This window comes from Nocardiopsis sp. NPDC006198, assembly GCF_040613895.1.
Classification (GTDB): Bacteria; Actinomycetota; Actinomycetes; order Streptosporangiales; family Streptosporangiaceae; genus Nocardiopsis; species Nocardiopsis tropica.
Map to the genome: position 1 here is coordinate 46,071 of NZ_JBEXSY010000039.1, position 18,134 is coordinate 64,204.

At 74.8% G+C, this 18,134-nt stretch carries 18 protein-coding genes; 6 read left to right on the top strand and 12 right to left on the bottom strand.

Annotation, left to right across the window (positions count from 1 at the left end):
- Nucleotides 1-2 precede the first annotated feature (2 nt).
- From ABZ234_RS23125 to ABZ234_RS23160, 8 genes are all read right to left on the bottom strand, one after another.
- Nucleotides 3-983, bottom strand: a complete 981-nt coding sequence (locus tag ABZ234_RS23125) for a hypothetical protein (protein ID WP_355013430.1) — start codon at nt 981-983, stop codon at nt 3-5.
- Between the two features lie 86 nt (nt 984-1,069).
- On the bottom strand, nt 1,070-2,173 hold the full coding sequence (locus ABZ234_RS23130) for a copper transporter (protein WP_355013416.1): 1,104 nt from the start codon (nt 2,171-2,173) through the stop codon (nt 1,070-1,072).
- On the bottom strand, nt 2,170-3,342 hold the full coding sequence (gene steA, locus ABZ234_RS23135) for a putative cytokinetic ring protein SteA (RefSeq protein WP_355013431.1): 1,173 nt from the start codon (nt 3,340-3,342) through the stop codon (nt 2,170-2,172). The genes ABZ234_RS23130 and steA overlap by 4 nt, the downstream gene beginning before the upstream one ends.
- 207 nt (nt 3,343-3,549) lie before the next feature.
- A complete protein-coding gene (recN, locus tag ABZ234_RS23140; RefSeq protein ID WP_344184672.1) occupies nt 3,550-5,259 on the bottom strand; it encodes a DNA repair protein RecN in 1,710 nt (569 codons plus the stop codon).
- Nucleotides 5,260-5,334: 75 nt separating this feature from the next.
- Complete coding sequence (locus ABZ234_RS23145) at nt 5,335-6,261, bottom strand: NAD kinase (RefSeq protein WP_355013417.1); 927 nt, start codon at nt 6,259-6,261, stop codon at nt 5,335-5,337.
- Between the two features lie 111 nt (nt 6,262-6,372).
- Entirely contained in the window at nt 6,373-7,173 is an 801-nt protein-coding gene (locus ABZ234_RS23150; RefSeq protein WP_355013418.1) for a TlyA family RNA methyltransferase, read from the bottom strand.
- A 21-nt stretch (nt 7,174-7,194) separates the two neighbouring features.
- Entirely contained in the window at nt 7,195-7,374 is a 180-nt protein-coding gene (locus tag ABZ234_RS23155) for a hypothetical protein (RefSeq protein WP_267948969.1), read from the bottom strand.
- A 30-nt stretch (nt 7,375-7,404) separates the two neighbouring features.
- On the bottom strand, nt 7,405-8,136 hold the full coding sequence (locus ABZ234_RS23160; RefSeq protein ID WP_355013419.1) for a membrane fusogenic activity family protein: 732 nt from the start codon (nt 8,134-8,136) through the stop codon (nt 7,405-7,407).
- A 195-nt stretch (nt 8,137-8,331) separates the two neighbouring features.
- On the opposite strand from ABZ234_RS23160, the gene ABZ234_RS23165 reads away from it, so the two are divergent.
- Nucleotides 8,332-8,682, top strand: coding sequence for an SCP2 sterol-binding domain-containing protein (locus tag ABZ234_RS23165; protein ID WP_355013420.1), 351 nt, complete (start codon nt 8,332-8,334; stop codon nt 8,680-8,682).
- Nucleotides 8,683-8,734: 52 nt separating this feature from the next.
- Nucleotides 8,735-10,024 carry a DUF1015 domain-containing protein gene (locus ABZ234_RS23170; RefSeq protein ID WP_355013421.1) on the top strand — a complete coding sequence of 430 codons (1,290 nt, stop codon included), beginning with the start codon at nt 8,735-8,737 and terminating at the stop codon, nt 10,022-10,024.
- On the opposite strand, the gene ABZ234_RS23175 is transcribed toward ABZ234_RS23170, so the two are convergent.
- The gene (locus tag ABZ234_RS23175) at nt 10,005-11,504 is read right to left on the bottom strand and encodes a serine hydrolase domain-containing protein (RefSeq protein ID WP_355013422.1); all 1,500 of its coding nucleotides are present in this window, start codon (nt 11,502-11,504) and stop codon (nt 10,005-10,007) included. The genes ABZ234_RS23170 and ABZ234_RS23175 overlap by 20 nt on opposite strands.
- 381 nt (nt 11,505-11,885) lie before the next feature.
- On the opposite strand from ABZ234_RS23175, the gene ABZ234_RS23180 reads away from it, so the two are divergent.
- On the top strand, nt 11,886-12,893 hold the full coding sequence (locus tag ABZ234_RS23180; RefSeq protein WP_267948964.1) for an HAD-IIA family hydrolase: 1,008 nt from the start codon (nt 11,886-11,888) through the stop codon (nt 12,891-12,893).
- 17 nt (nt 12,894-12,910) lie between these two features.
- Here the strand turns inward: ABZ234_RS23180 and ABZ234_RS23185 are convergent, their stop codons facing one another.
- Nucleotides 12,911-13,429, bottom strand: coding sequence for a single-stranded DNA-binding protein (locus ABZ234_RS23185; protein WP_355013423.1), 519 nt, complete (start codon nt 13,427-13,429; stop codon nt 12,911-12,913).
- A gap of 351 nt (nt 13,430-13,780) precedes the next feature.
- Here ABZ234_RS23185 and ABZ234_RS23190 point away from each other — a divergent pair, with 351 nt between their 5' ends.
- Both ABZ234_RS23190 and ABZ234_RS23195 read left to right on the top strand, forming a co-directional pair.
- Nucleotides 13,781-14,779: an MBL fold metallo-hydrolase gene (locus ABZ234_RS23190; RefSeq protein WP_355013432.1), complete on the top strand. Its 999-nt coding sequence runs from the start codon at nt 13,781-13,783 to the stop codon at nt 14,777-14,779.
- Between the two features lie 65 nt (nt 14,780-14,844).
- On the top strand, nt 14,845-15,792 hold the full coding sequence (locus ABZ234_RS23195) for a GNAT family N-acetyltransferase (protein WP_355013424.1): 948 nt from the start codon (nt 14,845-14,847) through the stop codon (nt 15,790-15,792).
- Here the strand turns inward: ABZ234_RS23195 and ABZ234_RS23200 are convergent.
- Both ABZ234_RS23200 and ABZ234_RS23205 read right to left on the bottom strand, forming a co-directional pair.
- The gene (locus ABZ234_RS23200; RefSeq protein WP_355013425.1) at nt 15,768-16,196 is read right to left on the bottom strand and encodes an NUDIX domain-containing protein; all 429 of its coding nucleotides are present in this window, start codon (nt 16,194-16,196) and stop codon (nt 15,768-15,770) included. The two genes, ABZ234_RS23195 and ABZ234_RS23200, sit on opposite strands and share 25 nt — an antisense overlap.
- A 65-nt stretch (nt 16,197-16,261) precedes the next feature.
- Nucleotides 16,262-16,951: a hypothetical protein gene (locus ABZ234_RS23205; RefSeq protein ID WP_355013426.1), complete on the bottom strand. Its 690-nt coding sequence runs from the start codon at nt 16,949-16,951 to the stop codon at nt 16,262-16,264.
- Nucleotides 16,952-17,005: 54 nt separating this feature from the next.
- Between ABZ234_RS23205 and ABZ234_RS23210 the strand changes: the two genes are divergently transcribed.
- Nucleotides 17,006-17,866: a hypothetical protein gene (locus tag ABZ234_RS23210; protein WP_355013427.1), complete on the top strand. Its 861-nt coding sequence runs from the start codon at nt 17,006-17,008 to the stop codon at nt 17,864-17,866.
- Nucleotides 17,867-18,134 lie beyond the last annotated feature (268 nt).

Here is an 18,134-nt window from a genome sequence, read left to right on the forward strand (position 1 = left end):
CCTCACGCGCACCTCCCCACCGGGCGCCCTTCGCCCGGAGCACCGGCACGCCCGTCGTCCTCCGCCCCTCCGGCGGCCGTCCTGCGGACGGGGCTCCTGCCCCACTGGTCGAGGCGGCGCAGGGCCGGGACGCGGTCGATGACACGGGAGAAACTGGTCACCTCGCTGGCCAGGGTCAGGGCGGCCACCGCGCCGAACAGCGCCAGGCGCACCGGGCGCGGCGCCTGCGCGACGGCGGCGGCCCCGAGGGCCGCGCCCAGGGCGTTGGCCCCCGCGTCGCCCAGCATGGAGCGCTCGGCCAGCTCGTCGGGGAGCAGCGCGGAACAGGCGCCCACCACCGGGCCGAGCAGGGGCGCCGCGGGCGAGGCCAGGGCCGGCGCCGCGGCGAGGAGGGCGAACTTGGCGGCGCGGCCGGGGCGCAGGTCGAACAGGTTGACCAGGTTGGCGCCGGCCGCGATGAGTGCGCCGTCCACCAGGGTGTCCACCGGCCCGCGGCGCAGCAGGGAGGCGGCGGCGACCCCGGTGGCGCCGATGCCGACCATCTTGACCAGGCCGGTGGTGACCTCTCCGCGCGCGAGCGCGGCCAGGTGTCCGCGCAGGCCGCGGGCCTGGCCGTTGCCCGAGAGGTCGTCGTAGGCCCCGAACGCGGCGGCCCCCGCCGCGGCGAGCGCGGACGCGGCGCGCACCCGCGGCGCCGGCCCGGGGACGAGGAGGCTGGCGGCGCACACCCCCGAGGCCAGGGCCGGTCCCTCCTGGAGGGTGACGACGCGGCCCCGGAAGTTGCGGCGCAGCCAGGCGGAGGGGACGTCCGCCCCGGGCGCCCCCGCGGAGCCCTCCGCCCGGGGGTCGCCGGGAGCCGTGCCGGTCGCGCCCTGCGCCCCCGTCCCGGCAGGGGCGCAGGCGCGTTCGGGCAGGGTGAGCACGGCGTAGGCGGCCCGGGCGGCGGCCGCGCCGACCACGGCGCCCGCCAGGCCCTGTGCCAGGGAGCGGAGGGGCCGCGGGACGGGACGGCGCCCGCCGCCGACAGGCGCGACCGCGGCCGTGCGCACGGCGTGGGAGGGCACGGGTGTCACTCCCCCTCCCTGACGGTGCGGCGGGACTCGTCGGCGCCGCCCCTCCCGCCGGTCGCCGCCTCCTCCGCGGCGCCGGACGCCGCGTCGTCCGCCTCGCGGGCGGCGGGCAGCGGGTCGGGCAGGAACCCCCGGACCCCCTCACCGATCCCGTACGCCCCGGCGCCCCCCTCCAGGTTCTCGGCCAGGGCCAGAACGGCGATGATGTCGCCCATGGGGCGCCCGGTCACGTCCGCGGTGGCGAACTCCGGCTCGGCCGCACGGGCCTGGGCGAGCATCCCGTCACCGCGGGAGGACGGCACGTCGCCGGCGAGGACGGCGGCGCCGACCTCACGGTGCAGGGCGGTGGTGACGGTGGTGAGCACCGCGTTGACGGCCTCCCGGTCGGCCCCGTCGGAGGACCCCGCCGCCGGCGCGAGGACGACCAGGGCGTCGGCGGACACGGCCGGATCGCCCTCGACCTGGACCAGACCGCCCTCGGAGAAGGCGTCCAGGACGGCCTCGGCGTCGTGGGAGCCACCCCCTCCGGGGGTCTCCTCCGCGTCCCGCGGGTCCTCCGTCGCCCGTCCGGCGCCCTCCGCGTCCCCGTCGCCGGACCCCGCCCCGCCGACGGAAGCCAGGGCGCGCCCGAGCTCCGTGCCCGCCTTGTCGTAGGGTCCTCCGGTCAGGCCGTCGGGGTCCTGGGAGACCTGGATCGACAGCTCGTCGACGAAGGTGGCGTTGCCCGCGTCCACGAGGGCGTCGGTGACCGCGACCCGGCCGACGACCTCGCCGCCCGCCTCCTCGACCCGCGCGGCGAGCCCGTCGGCCACCTCGGGGTTCGCCCCCGGGGCCGTCACCACGACCACGCCCAGGCCTGTGAGGCGGCCGTCGAGCATGTCCGAGGACACGGCCTCGGCCATCTCGTCGGCTCCGGCGTTGACCTTGTCCGCGACGTCGCGCTCGGAGCGCAGGTCCTCGCTCTGGCCGCGCAGGTCCGCGGTCTCGGACTGGAGTGTGTTCAGCAGGGGGTCCTGGAGCATGGTGGTCCCCAGGACCAGCCCCACGGTGAGTGCGAGGAACACCGCGACTATGGACACCAGGTGGTAGCGGAAATCGATCACGTCAGCAGTCCCGTCAGCCAGTAGGAGAACACGTCCCAGCGCGCCGCGAGAAAGGTGAGGTAGACCTGTCCCGCCGGTGAGCTGTAGGCGGCGACCACGATGGTGAGCAGACAGGCGGCGACCAGCCCGAGCAGCGCCCAGGGCGAGATGCGCGAGCGGTACAGGCGGCTGACGCCCTTGGCGTCGACGAGCTTCCCGCCCACCCTGAGCCTGGTCAGGAAGGTGCTGGCCATGCCCGAACGGCCCTTGTCGAGGAACTCCTCCAGGGTGGCGTGCGTGCCCACCGCCACGATGAGGGCGGCGCCCGAACCGTCGGCCAGCATCATCGCCACGTCCTCGCTGGTGCCGGTCGCCGGGAAGACCACCGCGTCGTAGCCGAGGTCGGTGAGCCGTGGGAGGCCGGGGGCCCGGCCGTCCCGGTAGGCGTGCACGACGAGTTCGGCGCCGCTCGCCAGGGCCTGGTCCGACACCGAGTCGAAGTCGCCGACGATGATGTCGGGCCGGTAGCCGCCCTCCATGACCGCGTCCGCGCCGCCGTCCACGGCGATGATGACGGGTCTGAACTCGCGGATGTAGGGGCGCAGGGCGGCGATGTCCTCGCGGTAGTGGTAGCCGCGGACCACGATGAGGACGTGGCGCCCCTCCATGTCGGTCTCGATGTCGGGGATGCCGATGCCGTCCAGGAGCAGGTCCCGCTCGTGCTGGAGGTAGGCCATGGTGTTGGCCGCGAACGCCTCCAGCTGCGTGGCGAGCCCGGCGCGGGCCTCGGCCATGGCGGCGCTGACGGTCCCCGTGTCCTGGAGGGTCCCGCGGGCGAGCGCCTCGTCGCCGCGGTACAGGGTGGCGCCCTCCAGCCGGAGCCGCTCGCCGTCGCGGACCCGGGTGAAGACCTCGGGGTCGACGTCGTCGACGAGGGGGATGCCCGCCGTGACGATCATCTCCGGCCCCTGGTTGGGATAGCGGCCGCTGATGCTCTTGGCGACGTTGAGCACCGCCGAGACCCCGCAGCCGACCAGCGCCTCGGCGCTGACCCGGTCCAGGTCGACGTGGTCGATGACGGCGATGTCGCCGGGGCGGAGGCGTTTGGTCAGGTTCTTGGTGCGGCGGTCCGAGCGGACGGGCGCGACCAGCCCTGTGGGAGCGTCCGCCCGGGAGCGGCGGAACCGCATGACTGTGGCGCTGAGCGCATCCGTTACCTTCATCGCTGGCATACTGTCAGAACGCGACTACGGTAAGTCATAACACCTGGGAGATCGGCGTGTTCGGGCAGGACCGCCGTCACCACCCCAACGGGGACGTCGACGGCGGCCTGCCACCGCCCTACCCGGGAACGGGTCCGTCTCACACATCCGCCCCGCGGGTCCCGGGGCTCCCGCTCAGGCGGCGGGGTAGGCGCGCTCCGGAGCGGCGTTGGTGAGCAGCTCCTCGGCGTGGGCTCGGCCCAGCTCGGAGTCCTCCAGGCCGGCGAGCATCCGCGACAGCTCGCGGACCCGGCCCGCGCGGTCCAACCGCACCACTCCGCTCTCCGTGACCAGGCCCTCGGTCGACTTCTCCACCACCAGGTGCGCGTCCGCGAACGCCGCGACCTGCGGGAGGTGGGTGACGACGATGACCTGGGAGCGCTGCGCGAGCTTGGCCAGGCGGCGGCCGATCTCCACCGCGGCCTTGCCGCCCACCCCCGCGTCGACCTCGTCGAAGACGAACGTCGGCACCGGGTCGGCCCCCGCGAACACCACCTCGATGGCCAGCATCACCCGGGAGAGCTCACCGCCGGAGGCGCCCTTGTTGAGCGCCAGCGGCGGTGAACTGGGGTGCGGGGCCAGCAGGACCTCGACCTCGTCGCGTCCGTACGGGCCGAACTCCTCGCCCGTGGTGATCCGCACGCTCACGCGGGCGTGCGGCATGGCCAGGGCGGTCAGCTCCTCGGTGACGGCCGCGCCGAAGCGGTCGGCCGCCTCGGTGCGGACGCGCGTCAGCTCCGCGGCGCACCGGTCCAGCCCCTCGTACAGCTCGGCGGCCTCGGCGCGCAGGGCCTCGATGCGCTCGTCGTCGTTGTCCAGGTCCGCCAGCCGCTTGGCCGCCTCCGAGGCCCAGCCCAGAACCTCGTCCGTGGTCCCGCCGTACTTGCGGGACAGGGAGGTCAGGAGCGCGCGGCGCTCCTGCACCTGGGCCAGGCGGCCGGGGTCGGCGTCCACGGACTCGGCGTAGGACGCCAGCTCGGTGGCCGCGTCGGTGAGGATGTAGGACGCCTCGTCCAGCCGGTCGCCGATGGCGGCCAGCTCCGCGTCGTGCTCGCGGACGGAGGCCACCGCCTGGCGGGCCGCGGAGAGCAGCGCGGCCACGTCGACCTCCACGTCGGAGGCGGGGTCCCCCGCCAGGGCCTCGTGGGCGGTGGTCGCCGCCATGCGCAGGCCGTCGGCGTGCGCCAGGCGCGTCTCCTCTGCCAGGAGTTCGGCGTCCTCGCCGGGCAGGGGCTCGGCCGCGGCGATCTCCTCCACCCCGAAGCGGAGCATGTCGGCCTCCTGGGCGCGCTCGCGCGCCCGCTCGACCAGCTCCTCGAGCTCCGCGGTCACCTCCCGGTGGCGGCGGTAGGCCAGGGTGTACTGCTTGGCGGCCTTCGCCAGCTGCTCGCCGGCGAAGCGGTCCAGTGAGGAGCGCTGCCGGTCGGCGCGCAGGAGCCGCTGCTGGTCCGACTGCCCGTGGACCGCCACCAGGTCGTCGGCGAGGTAGGCGAGCAGGCTGACGGGGGCCGAGCGCCCGCCCATCGTGGCGCGCGACCGGCCCTCCGCGGACACCGCCCGGGTGAGGATGAGGACGTCGTCGTCGATGTCGCCCCCCGCCTCCAGCACGCGGTCGGCCACACGGCCGCCGGCGGGGACGGTCAGCCGCCCCTCCACCACCGCCCGGTCGGCGCCGGGCCGTACGCGCTGGGGGTCGGCCCGCCCGCCGAAGAGCAGCCCGAGCCCGGTGACGACCATGGTCTTTCCCGCGCCGGTCTCACCCGTGACGACGGTCAGCCCCGGTGACAACTCCAAAACGGCGTCGTCAATGACCCCGAGTCCCTGGATACGGACTTCTTCGAGCACCGATCCCTCTCCTGTGGTTGGCTCCACTTCATCGCGCGCGCTCGTGCGAACGCCGCGCCGGAACGCACTCCGCGTTCAGTGACCGTGCTCGACCCGCCCGCGCCAACCCGCGACCGGAAGGCCGAACTTGGCCACCAGGCGGTCGGTGAACGGGGCCCGGTGCAACCGGGCCAGCCGGACCGGCGTATCGGCACGGGTGATCTCGATTCGTGCCCCCGCGGGCAATTCGACCATACGCCGTCCATCACACCAGAGCACCCCCGGCGCCGTGTCCGGAAGCACCTCGAAGGCGATGGTGGCGTGCGGCCCCACGACCAGGGGCCGGGCGAACAGGGCGTGCGCGCTGAGCGGCACGACCAGGAGGGCCTCCACGTCGGGCCACACCACCGGCCCGCCCGCGGAGAAGGCGTGCGCCGTGGACCCCGTCGGGGTGGCGCACACCACCCCGTCGCAGGCCCAGCGGGAGAGCGGGCGGCCGTCGATCTCCAGGACGGCCTCCAGGATGCGCCGGGACTCACCCTTCTCCAGCGTGGCGTCGTTGAGCGCCCATGAGCGCACCGACGGGGTCCCGTTGTTGCGCCCCCCGTTGAAGACCGCGACCTCCAGGGTCATGCGCTCCTCGACGTCGTAGTCGCGGTTGACGACGCTGCGCACGGTGGCGCCCAGGTCCTCGCGCTCGGCCTCGGCGAGGAAGCCCACGTGGCCCAGGTTCACCCCGAGGAGCGGCGCCCCGGCGGGGCGGGCCATCTCGGCGGCCCGCAACAGGGTGCCGTCGCCGCCCAGGACCATGACCAGCTCCACCCCCTCGGCCGCGTCCGCGGATTCGACGGCCTCGATCGGGGAGAGCACACAGCCCACCGCGGCCAGCTCCTCGACCTCGGCCTTGAGCATGCGCACGGTCAGGCCGGCGCGGCTGAGGCTCTCGTGGACCAGTTGCGCGCTGCGCACCGCCGCGGGCCGACCGGTGTGGGCCAGCAGGAGAACACTGCGTCCGCTGGTCATCGCCGTCCCCTTACGTTCGCTCCCCGACAGGGGAGCCCGAGTACTGGCCGGGAGCTTCGCTGACCCGGCCGGGTCACGTTACCGGACACCTGAGACACGGTGCCATGCCCGTCAGCTCGGCCCCTCCTCGACGGCCCGGGCCAGGTCGGCCGGGTCCAGGGCCGGGGCCCCCGCCCGCAGCCACAGGAAGTACTCGACGTTTCCGGAGGGCCCGGGGAGCGGGCTCGCGGTCACGCCGACGACGCCCAGACCCAGGGAGAGGGCGTGGGCGGCGACGTCGGAGACCGCCTCGGCGCGCAGCGCGGGCTCGCGGACCACTCCCCCCGCGCCGACCTTGTTCCTGCCGACCTCGAACTGCGGCTTGACCATGAGCACGAAGTCCGCGCCGGCCGCCACGCAGTCCTTCAGCGGGCCCAGGACCAGTTTCAGGGAGATGAACGACAGGTCGCCGACGACCAGGTCCGGGCGCGGTTCACCGATCTGCTCCGGGGTGAGCTCGCGGACGTTGACCCGCTCCATCACCCGCACCCGGTCGTTGCTGCGCAACGACCAGGCGAGCTGCCCGTAGCCGACGTCGACCGCTGTGACGTGGGCCGCCATACGGCGGAGCAGCACGTCGGTGAAGCCGCCGGTGGAGGCGCCGGCGTCCAGCGCGCGGCGGTCGGTGACGTCCAGGGCGAAGGCGTCGAGGGCGCCGATGAGCTTGTGGGCGCCCCGGGAGACGTACGGGGGTTCGTCGGAGGGGGCCCTGACCACGATGGGCTGGTCCTGGCCCACCTGGGTCGCGGCCTTGGAGGCCACGACCCCGGCCACCTTGACGAACCCGCCGTCGATGATCTCGGCGGCGTGGCCCCGGGAGCGTGCGTGCCCGCGGCGGACCAGTTCCGCGTCGAGCCGAGTACGTTTTGCCATGGTCACCTACGATACCGAGAGTTATCGGGGGGTGTTCGCGTTCTGGTCGAGCGCCCCGAGCACACCGGACAGCTCCCGGTGCAGGGCGTCGAAGACCGCGACGTGCTCGGACGTGGGTCGGGAGCCCAGTGATTCCAGGCGCTCCCGGGTGCCGCTGAGGGTCTGCTCGGCCACGGCCTCGGCCTGTTCCTTGGGGTCCATGGTTCTCCCGGTGATCGCGTTCGACCGACTCTACTTCTTCGCGGGGCCCTTGCCCTTGGGGGTGCGCTTGGCGGTGGAGCGCGCCCGCGCCGTCTTGGCAGGGGCCCGGGTTCTGGCCTTGGTCCCGGCCGCTCCGGCCTCCGCGGGCGCGGCCTCCTCCCCCTCCCCGGCGGGGTCCCCGGCCCCGTCCCGGTCGTCGGCCGCGGCGTCGGAGGAACCCTCGGGAGCCTCGCCTCCGGGCACCTCCCGGACCTCCGGGGCCCCGCCTCCGGCAGCCCCTCGCGTCTCCGGCGGGGCGGCGGGTCCGCGGGCGGCGACCGCGTCCGCGTCCTGTCCGGCGGGACCGGTGGCCGGAGCCACCGGGGAGGCCGCCCCCGCCGCCTCGGGGGCCAGGGCCCTCTCCACCGCGTGGCGGGCGGCCAGCCGCCGCTCCAGCTCGGCGACCCGGCGCACCAGCCGCTCGTGCTCACCGCGCGGGACCACGTCCATCCGCTCCAGCTGGCGCCCGACCTCCGCGCGGACCAGGTCGGCGAGGGCCGACCTGTTCGCCTGGCTGGTCTCGATGAGCTCGCCCGCCAGCGCCTGGATGCTCTGCCCCACCCGCGGAGGCGGGGTGTCGCCCTCTCCCGCCCCGGGGAGGGCGGGGCCTCCGGCGCCGTTCGCCCGCAGCAGGGTCTTGGCGGCGGCGACGGCCTGCTTGCGCGAGAGTTCGGTGAGGCCATTGGCGGCATCGAGATAGGTGCGTACCGCGTCGACGACCATGATTCAGGTGCTCCTTGATGGGACCGCGGGAGAATGGGGAAGGGCCCGGGAAGCAGGGGCCACTGCGCAGCGGGGGGTGCTTCCCACGCTACCCCTGCGGGGCCGCCGTTGACACGCGTTCGCGGCAGGTCATCCCATTCGTCACGGTGGACCCAGAAGGATTCCCGGCACACCGCGGTAGGGCATGATGTCGCCATGAGCAGCATCGACGCCTGTCTCGCGGGAATCGAGAAGATCAACCGGCGCATCCTCTCCGAGCCCGAGGAGAAGCGGCGCAAGCACATCCGCGAGCGCTCCGTCAGCGTGGTGGTCCCGGACCTGGGGACCGCCTTCGACATGCGCCTGACGGTCGGGGGCCTGACCGGCCTCACCCACCGGCCCGCCGACCGCGCGGCCCCGGAACCGCAGGTGCGGGTCACCGTCGACAGCGACGACCTGGTGGCCCTGTCCGAGGACCGCCTGGACGCCGCCCGCGCCCTCCTGGGCCGCAGGGTCAGGGTGGACGCGAGCGTCGGCGACCTCCTGCGCTTGCGGCGCCTCCTCTGAGCCGGCGCGCGGGCGGACACGACGGCCCCCGCACGGCGGGTACGTTGCTGGGATGCCACGCCACGCTCTCGAACTGGCCCCCTTCCGCGGTCTGCGCTACGCGGACCCGGACGTGGACCGGTTCATCGACGGGGACTTCGACCTCGCACGACTCCTGACGCCGCCCTACGACATCCCCGACGCCGAGGAGGCGCGGAAGCTCCAGCGGTCCGACCCCCACAACGCGGCCCGCGTCACCCTGCCCTACGAACTGGGCAGGCAGGACCCGGACAGCGCCGTGCCGCACCGCTACCGCGCCGCCGCCGACCTCCTGCACAGCTGGATCGGCGACGGGGTCCTCGCCCTGGACGGCGAACCCGCCCTGTACGTGTACGAGCAGGTCACGGCGGACGGCCGGCGCCAGCGCGGCCTGGTGGGCAACCTGCGGCTGCCCGAGGACGGCGCCGGGTCGGCGGTGCGCCCGCACGAGGACGTGGCCGACCCGCCGGTGCGCGACCGGTTCGCCCTCATGGGCCTGGCCCGGGCCAACCTCGAACCGATCTTCCTGGTCTACCGGGGCGGCGGCGGGGCCGCGACCGCCGCGACCGAGGCCGCGGCGGCGCTGGCCCCGCTGGTGTCCGCACGCACCCGCGACGGCTCCGAGCACCGCCTCTGGGCCCTCACCGACCCCGGTGAGCTTCGGCGTGTGGCAGTCGACCTGGCCGGCCGCTCCGCGCTGATCGCCGACGGGCACCACCGCTACGCCGCCTACCGCCGCCTCCACCGGGAGTACCCCGACCCGGGATGGGGCTACGGGCTGGCCCTGCTGGTCGACAGCGACACCCACCCTCCCCGCCTGGGGGCCATCCACCGTGTGCTGCCCGGCCTGGACACCGACACGGCGGTCCGGAAGGCCCGGGAGGCGGCCACCGTGGAACCGCTCGGCACGGCCTCGCCGGAGGTCCTGGCCGGGGTGGCGGCCCGGGCCGGGTCGGAGTCCCCCGTCCTGCTGCTGGTGTCGCCCGACGGGGACGCCCACCTGGCGCACGGCTTCGACGAGGGTGTGCTGGAGCGGGCCATGCCGGAGCGGTCCCCCGCGTGGCGCCGCCTTCCCACCGCGGTCCTGCACGAGGTGCTCATGCCGCTGTGGGAGTTCCCGGAGGACCTGGTGCGGATGGTGCACGACGACCCCGCCGAGGCGGTCGCCGCCGCCCACCACGAGAAGGGGACCGCCGTCGTCGTGCCCGCGCTGGGCGTGGGCCAGGTGTACGCGGTGGCCGACCGCGGCGAGCTGACCCCGCGCAAGTCCACCTCGTTCGGCCCCAAGCCGCGCACCGGGCTGGTCATGAGGGTTCTGGACTGAGCGTCCGGCGCGGGCGGGCCAGCGCGGCCGCCCGCGCCGCGTACACCGCGGCGAAGGCCAGCGCGGCGGTCACCAGGAGCACCACGGCCGTGGGCGCGGTGTAGAGGCTCTGGAGCCATGTGAGGTCCCGGCCCTGGGCGAGCAGCGCCACCAGCCGGTGCGGGACCACCGCGGCGCAGACCACGGCGAGGCCCGGTACCAGCCGGAGCGCGGTGCGCCACCGGGCCCGCTCCCTCGCCGCGGCGGCCCACCTCCCGGCTCCGCGCACGCCCCGGACGGCCAGGAAGCACGCCGACACGGCCAGGCCCGCCAGGACCGCGTCCACCGCCAGCAGGAACGGTCCGGCGGGGGGCGTCGGCTCGCCACCGTCGGCCAGGGCGACCAGTCCGTGGAGCAGCGCCGAGGCGTCGGCGACGCCCAGTCCGGTGTTGGCCATCACCGCGATCCCGTGGCCGCTCTCCGGCAGGAGCGCCTGGTGGGCGGTGTAGGTGAACTGGATGCCGCCGTGCGAGAGCATCGGCGCACCGGCGGGTGTCTCTCCGACGTCCCAGCCCAGCGCCTTGCGCTCCCCTCCGGTGCCTCCCCCCAGCGGGGCGTGGGTGGCGGCGACGCCCTCCTCCGAGAGGATGCGCGCGCCGTCCGCGCCCCGGCCCCCGCTGTTCTGCGCGACGAGCCACCGGGCCATGTCCGCGGCGGTGGTGACCATGCCCCCGGCGCCGTTGACGTAGCTCGCGGGTTCGACGGCGGGGACGGCGTTCCCCAGGACACCGACGTGCCCCCTGGCCACCCCGGCCTCGAAGACCTCTCCGACGGTGTCGACGGTGACCGTGTCGTCCATGCCCAGGGGCGCGAACGTGCGCTGCTCGAGGAACTCGCCGAAGGGCAGGCCGCTGACGGCCTCCACCAGGCGTGCCGCCACGTGGTAGTTGGGGTTGTGGTAGTGCATCTCCGTGCCCGGCTCCGCGGCCAGACCGGCGCCCGCCAGCCGGGCGACCGCGCCGGAGAGGGCGTCGGGGGCGGGTTCGCTCTTCTCGCGGAAGGCGGTGTCGGACATCCCGGAGGTGTGGGTGAGCAGCTGGCGGACGGTGATCTCCGCGCCGCGCGGGTCGGCGAGGGTGAACCCGGGCAGCCGCTCGGCCACACGGTCGTCGAGCCCGACCTCCCCCTCCTCCACGAGCTGCATGACCGCCAGGGCGGTGAACGCCTTGCTGACGGAAGCCACGCCCATCGGGGTGTCGGCAGTGATCGGCCGGCCCCCGGAGTCGGTGCCGTACCCCGCGACGTGGACCACGTCGGCGCCCCGGGTGACGGCAACCGCGGCGCCGGGCAGCGGCGAGGACGCCAGGTAGTCGTCCAGGTAGGCGTCCACGGCGCCGGGGGTCAGCCCCCCTCCCCCGGGGTCCGCCGTGTCCGCGGCGGCCGGATTCCCGGCGAGGAGGAGGACGGAGGCGGCGAGCAGCGCCGCGGGAAGTCTGAACATGGGTCCATGGTGTTCGCCGGCGCGCCTCCGGCGCCACGGAGCCGACCGCAGTACCGGCCTGGGGTTCTCCGCCCCCGCCCGGTGGGGCCGGCCCCCTACGGCGGCGACCGCCCGTCCCGGCCGGGCCCCCGCCACCGCTGCCACCGAAAGGGGCCGGGGGCCGGCTCCGGCCCCGCGCCCGGGGCAGGGGTCCCGGCCGTGCCCATCGGCACGAACGGGGCGAAGTGCTCCGGTCCCGCGTCCGGGGCGGCCCCGCCCCGCAGGCCCCGGCCCCGTGCGACACAGGGCACACCCGTTGCGGGGGTGCGCGGTCACGGGGGCCGGAGGCCAGGCCATAGCCTGAACACCGACCACGCCACCGCACGGAACAGGTTCCCCGACATGTCCCTGCTCGCCGCCGACCGTCCCCTGAACACGCTCTACGACGCGATGCTCCTGGACCTGGACGGGGTCGTGTACATCGGCCCGCACGCGGTGCCCGCGGCGCCGGAGGCGGTGGGCAAGGCACGAGCCGCCGGCGCCAAGGTGGCTTTTGTGACCAACAACGCCGGCCGCACCCCCGCCCGGATCGCCGAACACCTCACGCAGTTGGGGGTGGCCGCGGCACCCGACGACGTGGTGACTTCTGCCGAGGCGGCCGCCAGGCTCGTGAGCGAGCGCCACCCGGCGGGCTCGGACGTCCTCGTCGTGGGCGACACCGGCCTGCGGCAGGCGGTCCGGAAGATGGGCCTGCGCCCGGTGACGGTGGCCTCGGACTCGGTCGTGGCCGTGGTCCAGGGGTACTCGCGGAGCATGAGCCGGGACCTGCTCGACCAGGGGGCGCTCGCGGTGGCGCGCGGCGCGCTGTACGTGGCCAGCAACGCCGACGCCACCGCGCCCAGCGAGTGGGGCGCCACTCCGGCCAACGGGTCGTTCGTCCGGGTGATCGCGCACGCCACCGGGGTCGAGCCCGTCGTCGCCGGCAAGCCGATGCGCCCCCTGCACGAGGAGGGCATCCGACGCACCGGCGCCCGCAACCCGCTCATCGTCGGAGACCGCCTCGACACCGACATCGAGGGGGCCACCGTGCACGGCGCGGCAGGCCTGCTGGTGCTGTCCGGGGTGACCGCGCCCGCGGACGTCCTCGCGGCCCCCGCGCACCAGCGGCCCGCCTACCTGGCGTGGGACGTGTCGGGCATGAACGACACGCACCCGGAGGTGGCGCACACCGGCCACGGGGCCCGCTGCGGAGGGTGGACGGTGACCGTCACCGGGGGCGCTCCGGCGATCGAGGGGACGGGCGACCGGTTGGACGGCCTCCGTGCCCTGTGCGCGGCCGTGTGGGCGGACGCCACGGTGGACCCTGGCGGCCCGGCCGCGCGCGGCGTTCTGGCCCGCCTGGGCTGGTGAGCACCCGAGCCGCGGCCTCACTGCCCCGGCTCCTCGCGCCCGCCGTGCCCCGATTCGGCCGCGCGGACCAGCGTCGCGGTCCTCGCCTCCACCTCGCAGACACTGCGAACCCCCTCCCGCCCGCGCCAGGTACGGCGGCGCAGCTCCCCGCTCATCTGGACCACGTCGCCCAGCCTCCAGGCGCGGATCCCCTCGTGCAGGTCCTGGTCGAAGCTGGCGCAGGTGATCGAGTCGACCCCCCGGCCGGCGTACCGGCTGTCGGTCGGCCTGGCCACGCAGACCCGCCAGGTGGCGACACGGTCCCCGCTGGGGAGCTCGCGCACGAGGGGCTCCGCGGTGACACGCCCCGCGACCACGATCTCGTTGCGGTGGCCCGGCTCGCGTCGGGGCCCGGCCCCGTCGGAGGGGTCCGGCTCCCCACGGCGGTCGACCGCGCGGGCGCCGGGTCCGGGAGGGGGTTCTGTCGCGGTGCCGGGCTGTTCGGTCGGTGGGCGGGCCGCGGCACGCCGCCGGGCGACCGCCGTCTCCTGTCGCATGAGTCCTCCTGGGATGGTGGGCGGGGGAAGGGGCGCGACACGGCGGAGGGCTCGGAGGCCGCCGGGGGTCCGGCGCTCCGCGGCTGGTCGGGGCGTCTGCGCTGACCTCCAGGATCGCCCGGCCCGCCCCCGCGGGGAAGGCCCCGCCGGAACCTGTGGACAACCCTCGGCGACCCGCACCGGCCCGCGCGCCGCGGGTCCCTGCCCCGGACGCCCGCCGGCCCGGCACGACCCGCCCCTCTACTCCGCCCCCGGTCCGACCTGTCATGACGCCCTTGTCCTAGAGTCGGATTCGGTTCGGGACAGGTCCTTCCCGTACCGCACACAACCGAGGGAACAGGGGTGCTTGCCGTGCACGACGACGTGGACGTGAGCGGTCCGCCCGAGGGGATCACCCCCCTGGGCGACGACATCTACGCCATCGACACGATGCTCGCCGGATACCCGGGGGTCGTGTCGAGCTACCTCATCCGGTCCGAACGGCCCTGCGTCGTCGAGGTCGGCACCGCCGCCTCGGCCCGCGTCCTGCACGGCGCCGTCACACGCCTGGGGCTCGCACCCGAGGACCTGGCCACCATCGTCGTCACCCACATCCACCTGGACCACGCGGGCGGCACCGGTGACATGGCCGCCCTGTTCCCCAACGCCGAGATCGTGGTGCACGAGCGCGGCGCCCGCCACCTGGCCGACCCGAGCCGGCTGATGGCCAGCGCCGCCATGGTGTGGGGCGACAGGTTGGAGACCCTGTTCGGGCACATGAGCCCCACCGACGCCGCGCGGATCCGCGCTGTGGGCGAGACGGGTGAGATCGACCTCGGCGGCGGCCGCACACTCGTCTCCCACTACGCGCCCGGACACGCCAAGCACCACATGGGCCTGGTGGACTCCCTCACCGGCGACCTCTACGTCGGCGACGCGCTGGGCGTGTACAGGCCGCTCACCGGGGACGTCAGCCCCGCCACCCCGCCGCCGGACTTCGATCTGGACGCGTGCCTGCGCACCCTGCGGCTCTTCGGGGACATCGGCGCCCAGCGGCTGATGTTCTCCCACTTCGGTGCGGTCACGGCGGTCCCGGAGACCCTCGACAAGGCCGAGGGCGAACTCCGCCTGTGGGTGGAGACGGTGCGCGAGTCCCACGGGACCACCGGGGACCTCGACCACGCCATCGCCATGGTCCGGGACAAGGTGGTCTCCAGGTACAGCCCGCTCCCCGCCGACGCACCGCCGGAGTCCGCCGCGGTCCTCGACATCCTCGCCGGACCGGAGACCAACGTGTCCGGCATCGTGCACTGGCTGGACCGGCTCGCGCAGGAGCAGGCCGAGCGGAAGGCGGACGGGGAGCGCTCCTGAGGCTCGGACCCCGGCCCGGCGGAAAAGGGGGTGCGGCCCCCGTCGGGCTCGCCTAGTCTCGCCGCATGACAGTCGAGATCCGCCAGGCCCGACGGGCCGACACACCCGGTCTCTTCTCCCTCCTCCACCGGACGAACCCGTGCCGCGTGCTGACGGAGGAGGTCGTCCTCTGGCGGCTGGACCACCCTTCGGCCGAGTTCGAGGAGACAGTCCTCATCGCCGTGGAGGAGGACGGGAGCGTGGTCGGCCACATACGCGCCGCACTCCGGCGCGGCGGAGAGGCCACCCCGAGGACCGGGGTGTCGGTCCTCGCCTCGATCGCCGCGACGCATCTGGGCACCGGCCTCGACTCCCGCCTCCTGGACGCCTCGGAGGCCGTCCTGGTCGCGCGGGGGGCCGGGAGCCTGCGGGCGGAGGCGGCCGGGGAGGGCGTGCAGGTCGGCGGAGAGGACTTCGCGGCACTGCTGGCGGAGCGCGGCTACAGCCCGGTCGAGAGCCATCACGTCCTGGGCCTGGACCTGGAGGACCTGCCGGAGGTCCCGCCCGCCCCCGAGGGGGTGGAACTCCGCCCCTTCGAGCGGTTCGCGGACGACCCGCGGCCCGTCTACGACATCGACCGCCTCACCACCGCCGACGAGCCCGGCGCGGACAACGACGGCCGGTTCATGTCCTACGACGAGTGGCGCTCCACCGTGTGGCCCCGCCCGGACAACGACCACGCCGTGAGCCAGGTGATCCTGGTCGACGGCGCACCGGTCGGTATGACCTGCTACACGTCCGACGGCGGCAGCCGCGTCGAGTCGGCGATGACGGGGGTCCTGCGCGAGTACCGCGGGCGGGGTCTCGCCGGCTACGCGAAGACCGCGGCCCTGCACCTGGCCCGGGACCGGGGCGCCGAGCGCGCCTACACCGGGAACCACGAGGACAACGCGCCGATGCTGGCCGTCAACCGGCGGCTCGGGTACGAACCGGTCGCAGCCGCGACCGTCTACTCCAGGGCGGTCGGGGGCTGAGCGGCCGGGGCCCCGGGCAGCCCCAGCTCCCGCAGGAGGTGCGCGTAGACGCCGTCCGCCCAGGACAGCTCCCGGTCGGCGGGCAGGACGTCGAAGGACCGCACCCCCACGGTCTCGAAATCCCCGCTCAGGGGTTCCAGCCCGGTCACCCGGGCGTGGGTGACGACGGTGACGTGCCCGCTCACGAGGACGTAGTGGCCCACGACCCCGACCTCGCCCAGGGTGGCGCCCGCCTCTTCGCGCGCCTCCCGCCTGGCGGTGTCCTCGACCGTCTCGCCGGGTTCGGAATGGCCTCCCGGGAACTCCCAGCCCCGGTCCCTGTGGCGGACGAGCAGGGGGCGGTCGCCGTCGTAGGTCAGGCAGACCACCGAGTCGTGGGCTCCGGGGAGCGCCCCCAGGCGCACGACGGCGCCGCCGAGCGGCTGTTCACCGCCCGGCGGCGCGGTGCCGTCGGTGTCCCGGAACGGGCTCAGTACCTGTCCCGCGGTGCCCGGCCGCCGTCGCGGTCGTCACGACGGTCACGGCCCTCGCCGGCGGGGGCCTCGTCGGCCTCCGGGAGCTCCTGCTCCTCGGCGTCGGTCCAGACGATCCCGTCCTCGGTGTCGACGTCGACCAGCTCGACGCCCTCGATCGCGGCCAGCCTCTCGTCGGCGTCGGTCACACCGTCGCTGTCCACGGCCGAGGCCCGCGAGAAGTACTCCCGTGCGTCGTCCTCGCGGCCCAGCTCCTCCAGGACGTCGGCGTAGGCGTAGAACAGGCGGGCGACCCACGGACGGGCCCGGCGCTCCTTGAGCTCCGGAACCTGGAGTTCCGCCAGTGCGGCCTTGGCGTCACCCATGTCGCGGCGCGCGCCCGCGGCGACGATCCGCAGCTCGATGCGGTCGGCGGTGTCCAGGGAGGCCGCGGCGGGATCGCCGGTGATCTCCAGCGCCCGCTCGGGTCGGCCCAGACCGCGCTCGCAGTCGGCCATGATGGCGAGGAAGCTGTCCCGGCCGCTCATCCGGCGTGCGGCCCGCAGGTCCGACAGGGCCTCCTGCCACTTGCCGACGGTGTAGGCGGCCACACCGGAGGCCTCGCGCACACCGGGGACACGCGACGCCTTGCGGCGGGCGTAGGCGGCATGGGCGTAGGCCCGCTCGGGGTCCTCGTCCAGGAGCATGCCTGCGGCGACGATGTGCTTGCCGATGAGCTCGGCCAGGGACTTGGGCAGCGAGTGGAGGTCACGCCGGGTCTCGGGGTCGAGCTGGGAGAAGGTGGCCTCCTCCGGAAGCTGCGGCGGGATGTCGGCGGGGTCGCGGTCCTCGCGGGGAGGGCGACGGTCGTCGCGCCGGTCGTCCCGGCCCCGGAAGCCACCTCCTCCGCGCCGGTCGTCACGGCGGTCCCCGCCCCGGAAACCTCCACCGCCACGGTCGTCGCGTCCGCGGAAACCACCGCGGTCGCCCTGCGGAGCACGGTCGTCACGGCGGAAACCTCCACCGCCACGACGCTCACCCTGCGGAGCACGATCGTCGCGTCCACGGTAGCCACCGCGGTCGCCCTGCGGACCACGGTCGTCGCGTCCGCGGAAACCACCGCGGTCCCCCTGGGGAGCGCGATCGTCACGGCGGAAACCACCGCCGCCACGACGCTCACCCTGCGGAGCACGATCGTCCCGCCCGCGATAGCCACCGCGGTCCCCCTGGGGGCCACGGTCGTCCCGCCCGCGGAAACCTCCACGGTCCCCCTGGGGGCCACGGTCGTCCCGCCCGCGGAAACCTCCACGGTCCCCCTGCGGAGCACGGTCGTCACGGCGATCTCCTCCGCGGTAACCCCCGCCCCGACTGTCGTCACGGCCCCGGAAGCCACCGCGATCATCCCGCCGGTCGTCGCCTCTGTCGTCCCGGGAGCCGCTGTAGCCGGATCGGGAGCGGGGTCCTTCACCACGTCCCCGACCGCCAGGCTCGCCGGAGCGGTCACCACCATGCTCGTTTGCTCCGGAGTCCTCGCGGTCTCCCGATCGGCTGTCCTCAGTCATCCAACCCGTCCGTCAACACTCAAAAGCGCTGCCACCTTGAGCAGTAGCAGCGCGTCATAGTACTCGTGCTCTCCAGCTTACGACATGACATCGCCGCCCACCGCCAAAGCGCCGGCCACCCGACTCCGCCGACCAGTGGGAACTCTCTCCACGGCCATCCCGCACACCACCAGATTCACAAACGCACAAGCACAGGCACAAAAAAGAGGGCCAAAACAGCCCCCAAAGAACCACCCCACACAAAAAAGGAGGGGGCCGCCCACAAGGCAACCCCCTCCCTCACAAAAAACCGTGGCAGCGACCTACTCTCCCACCCCACCACAGGGCA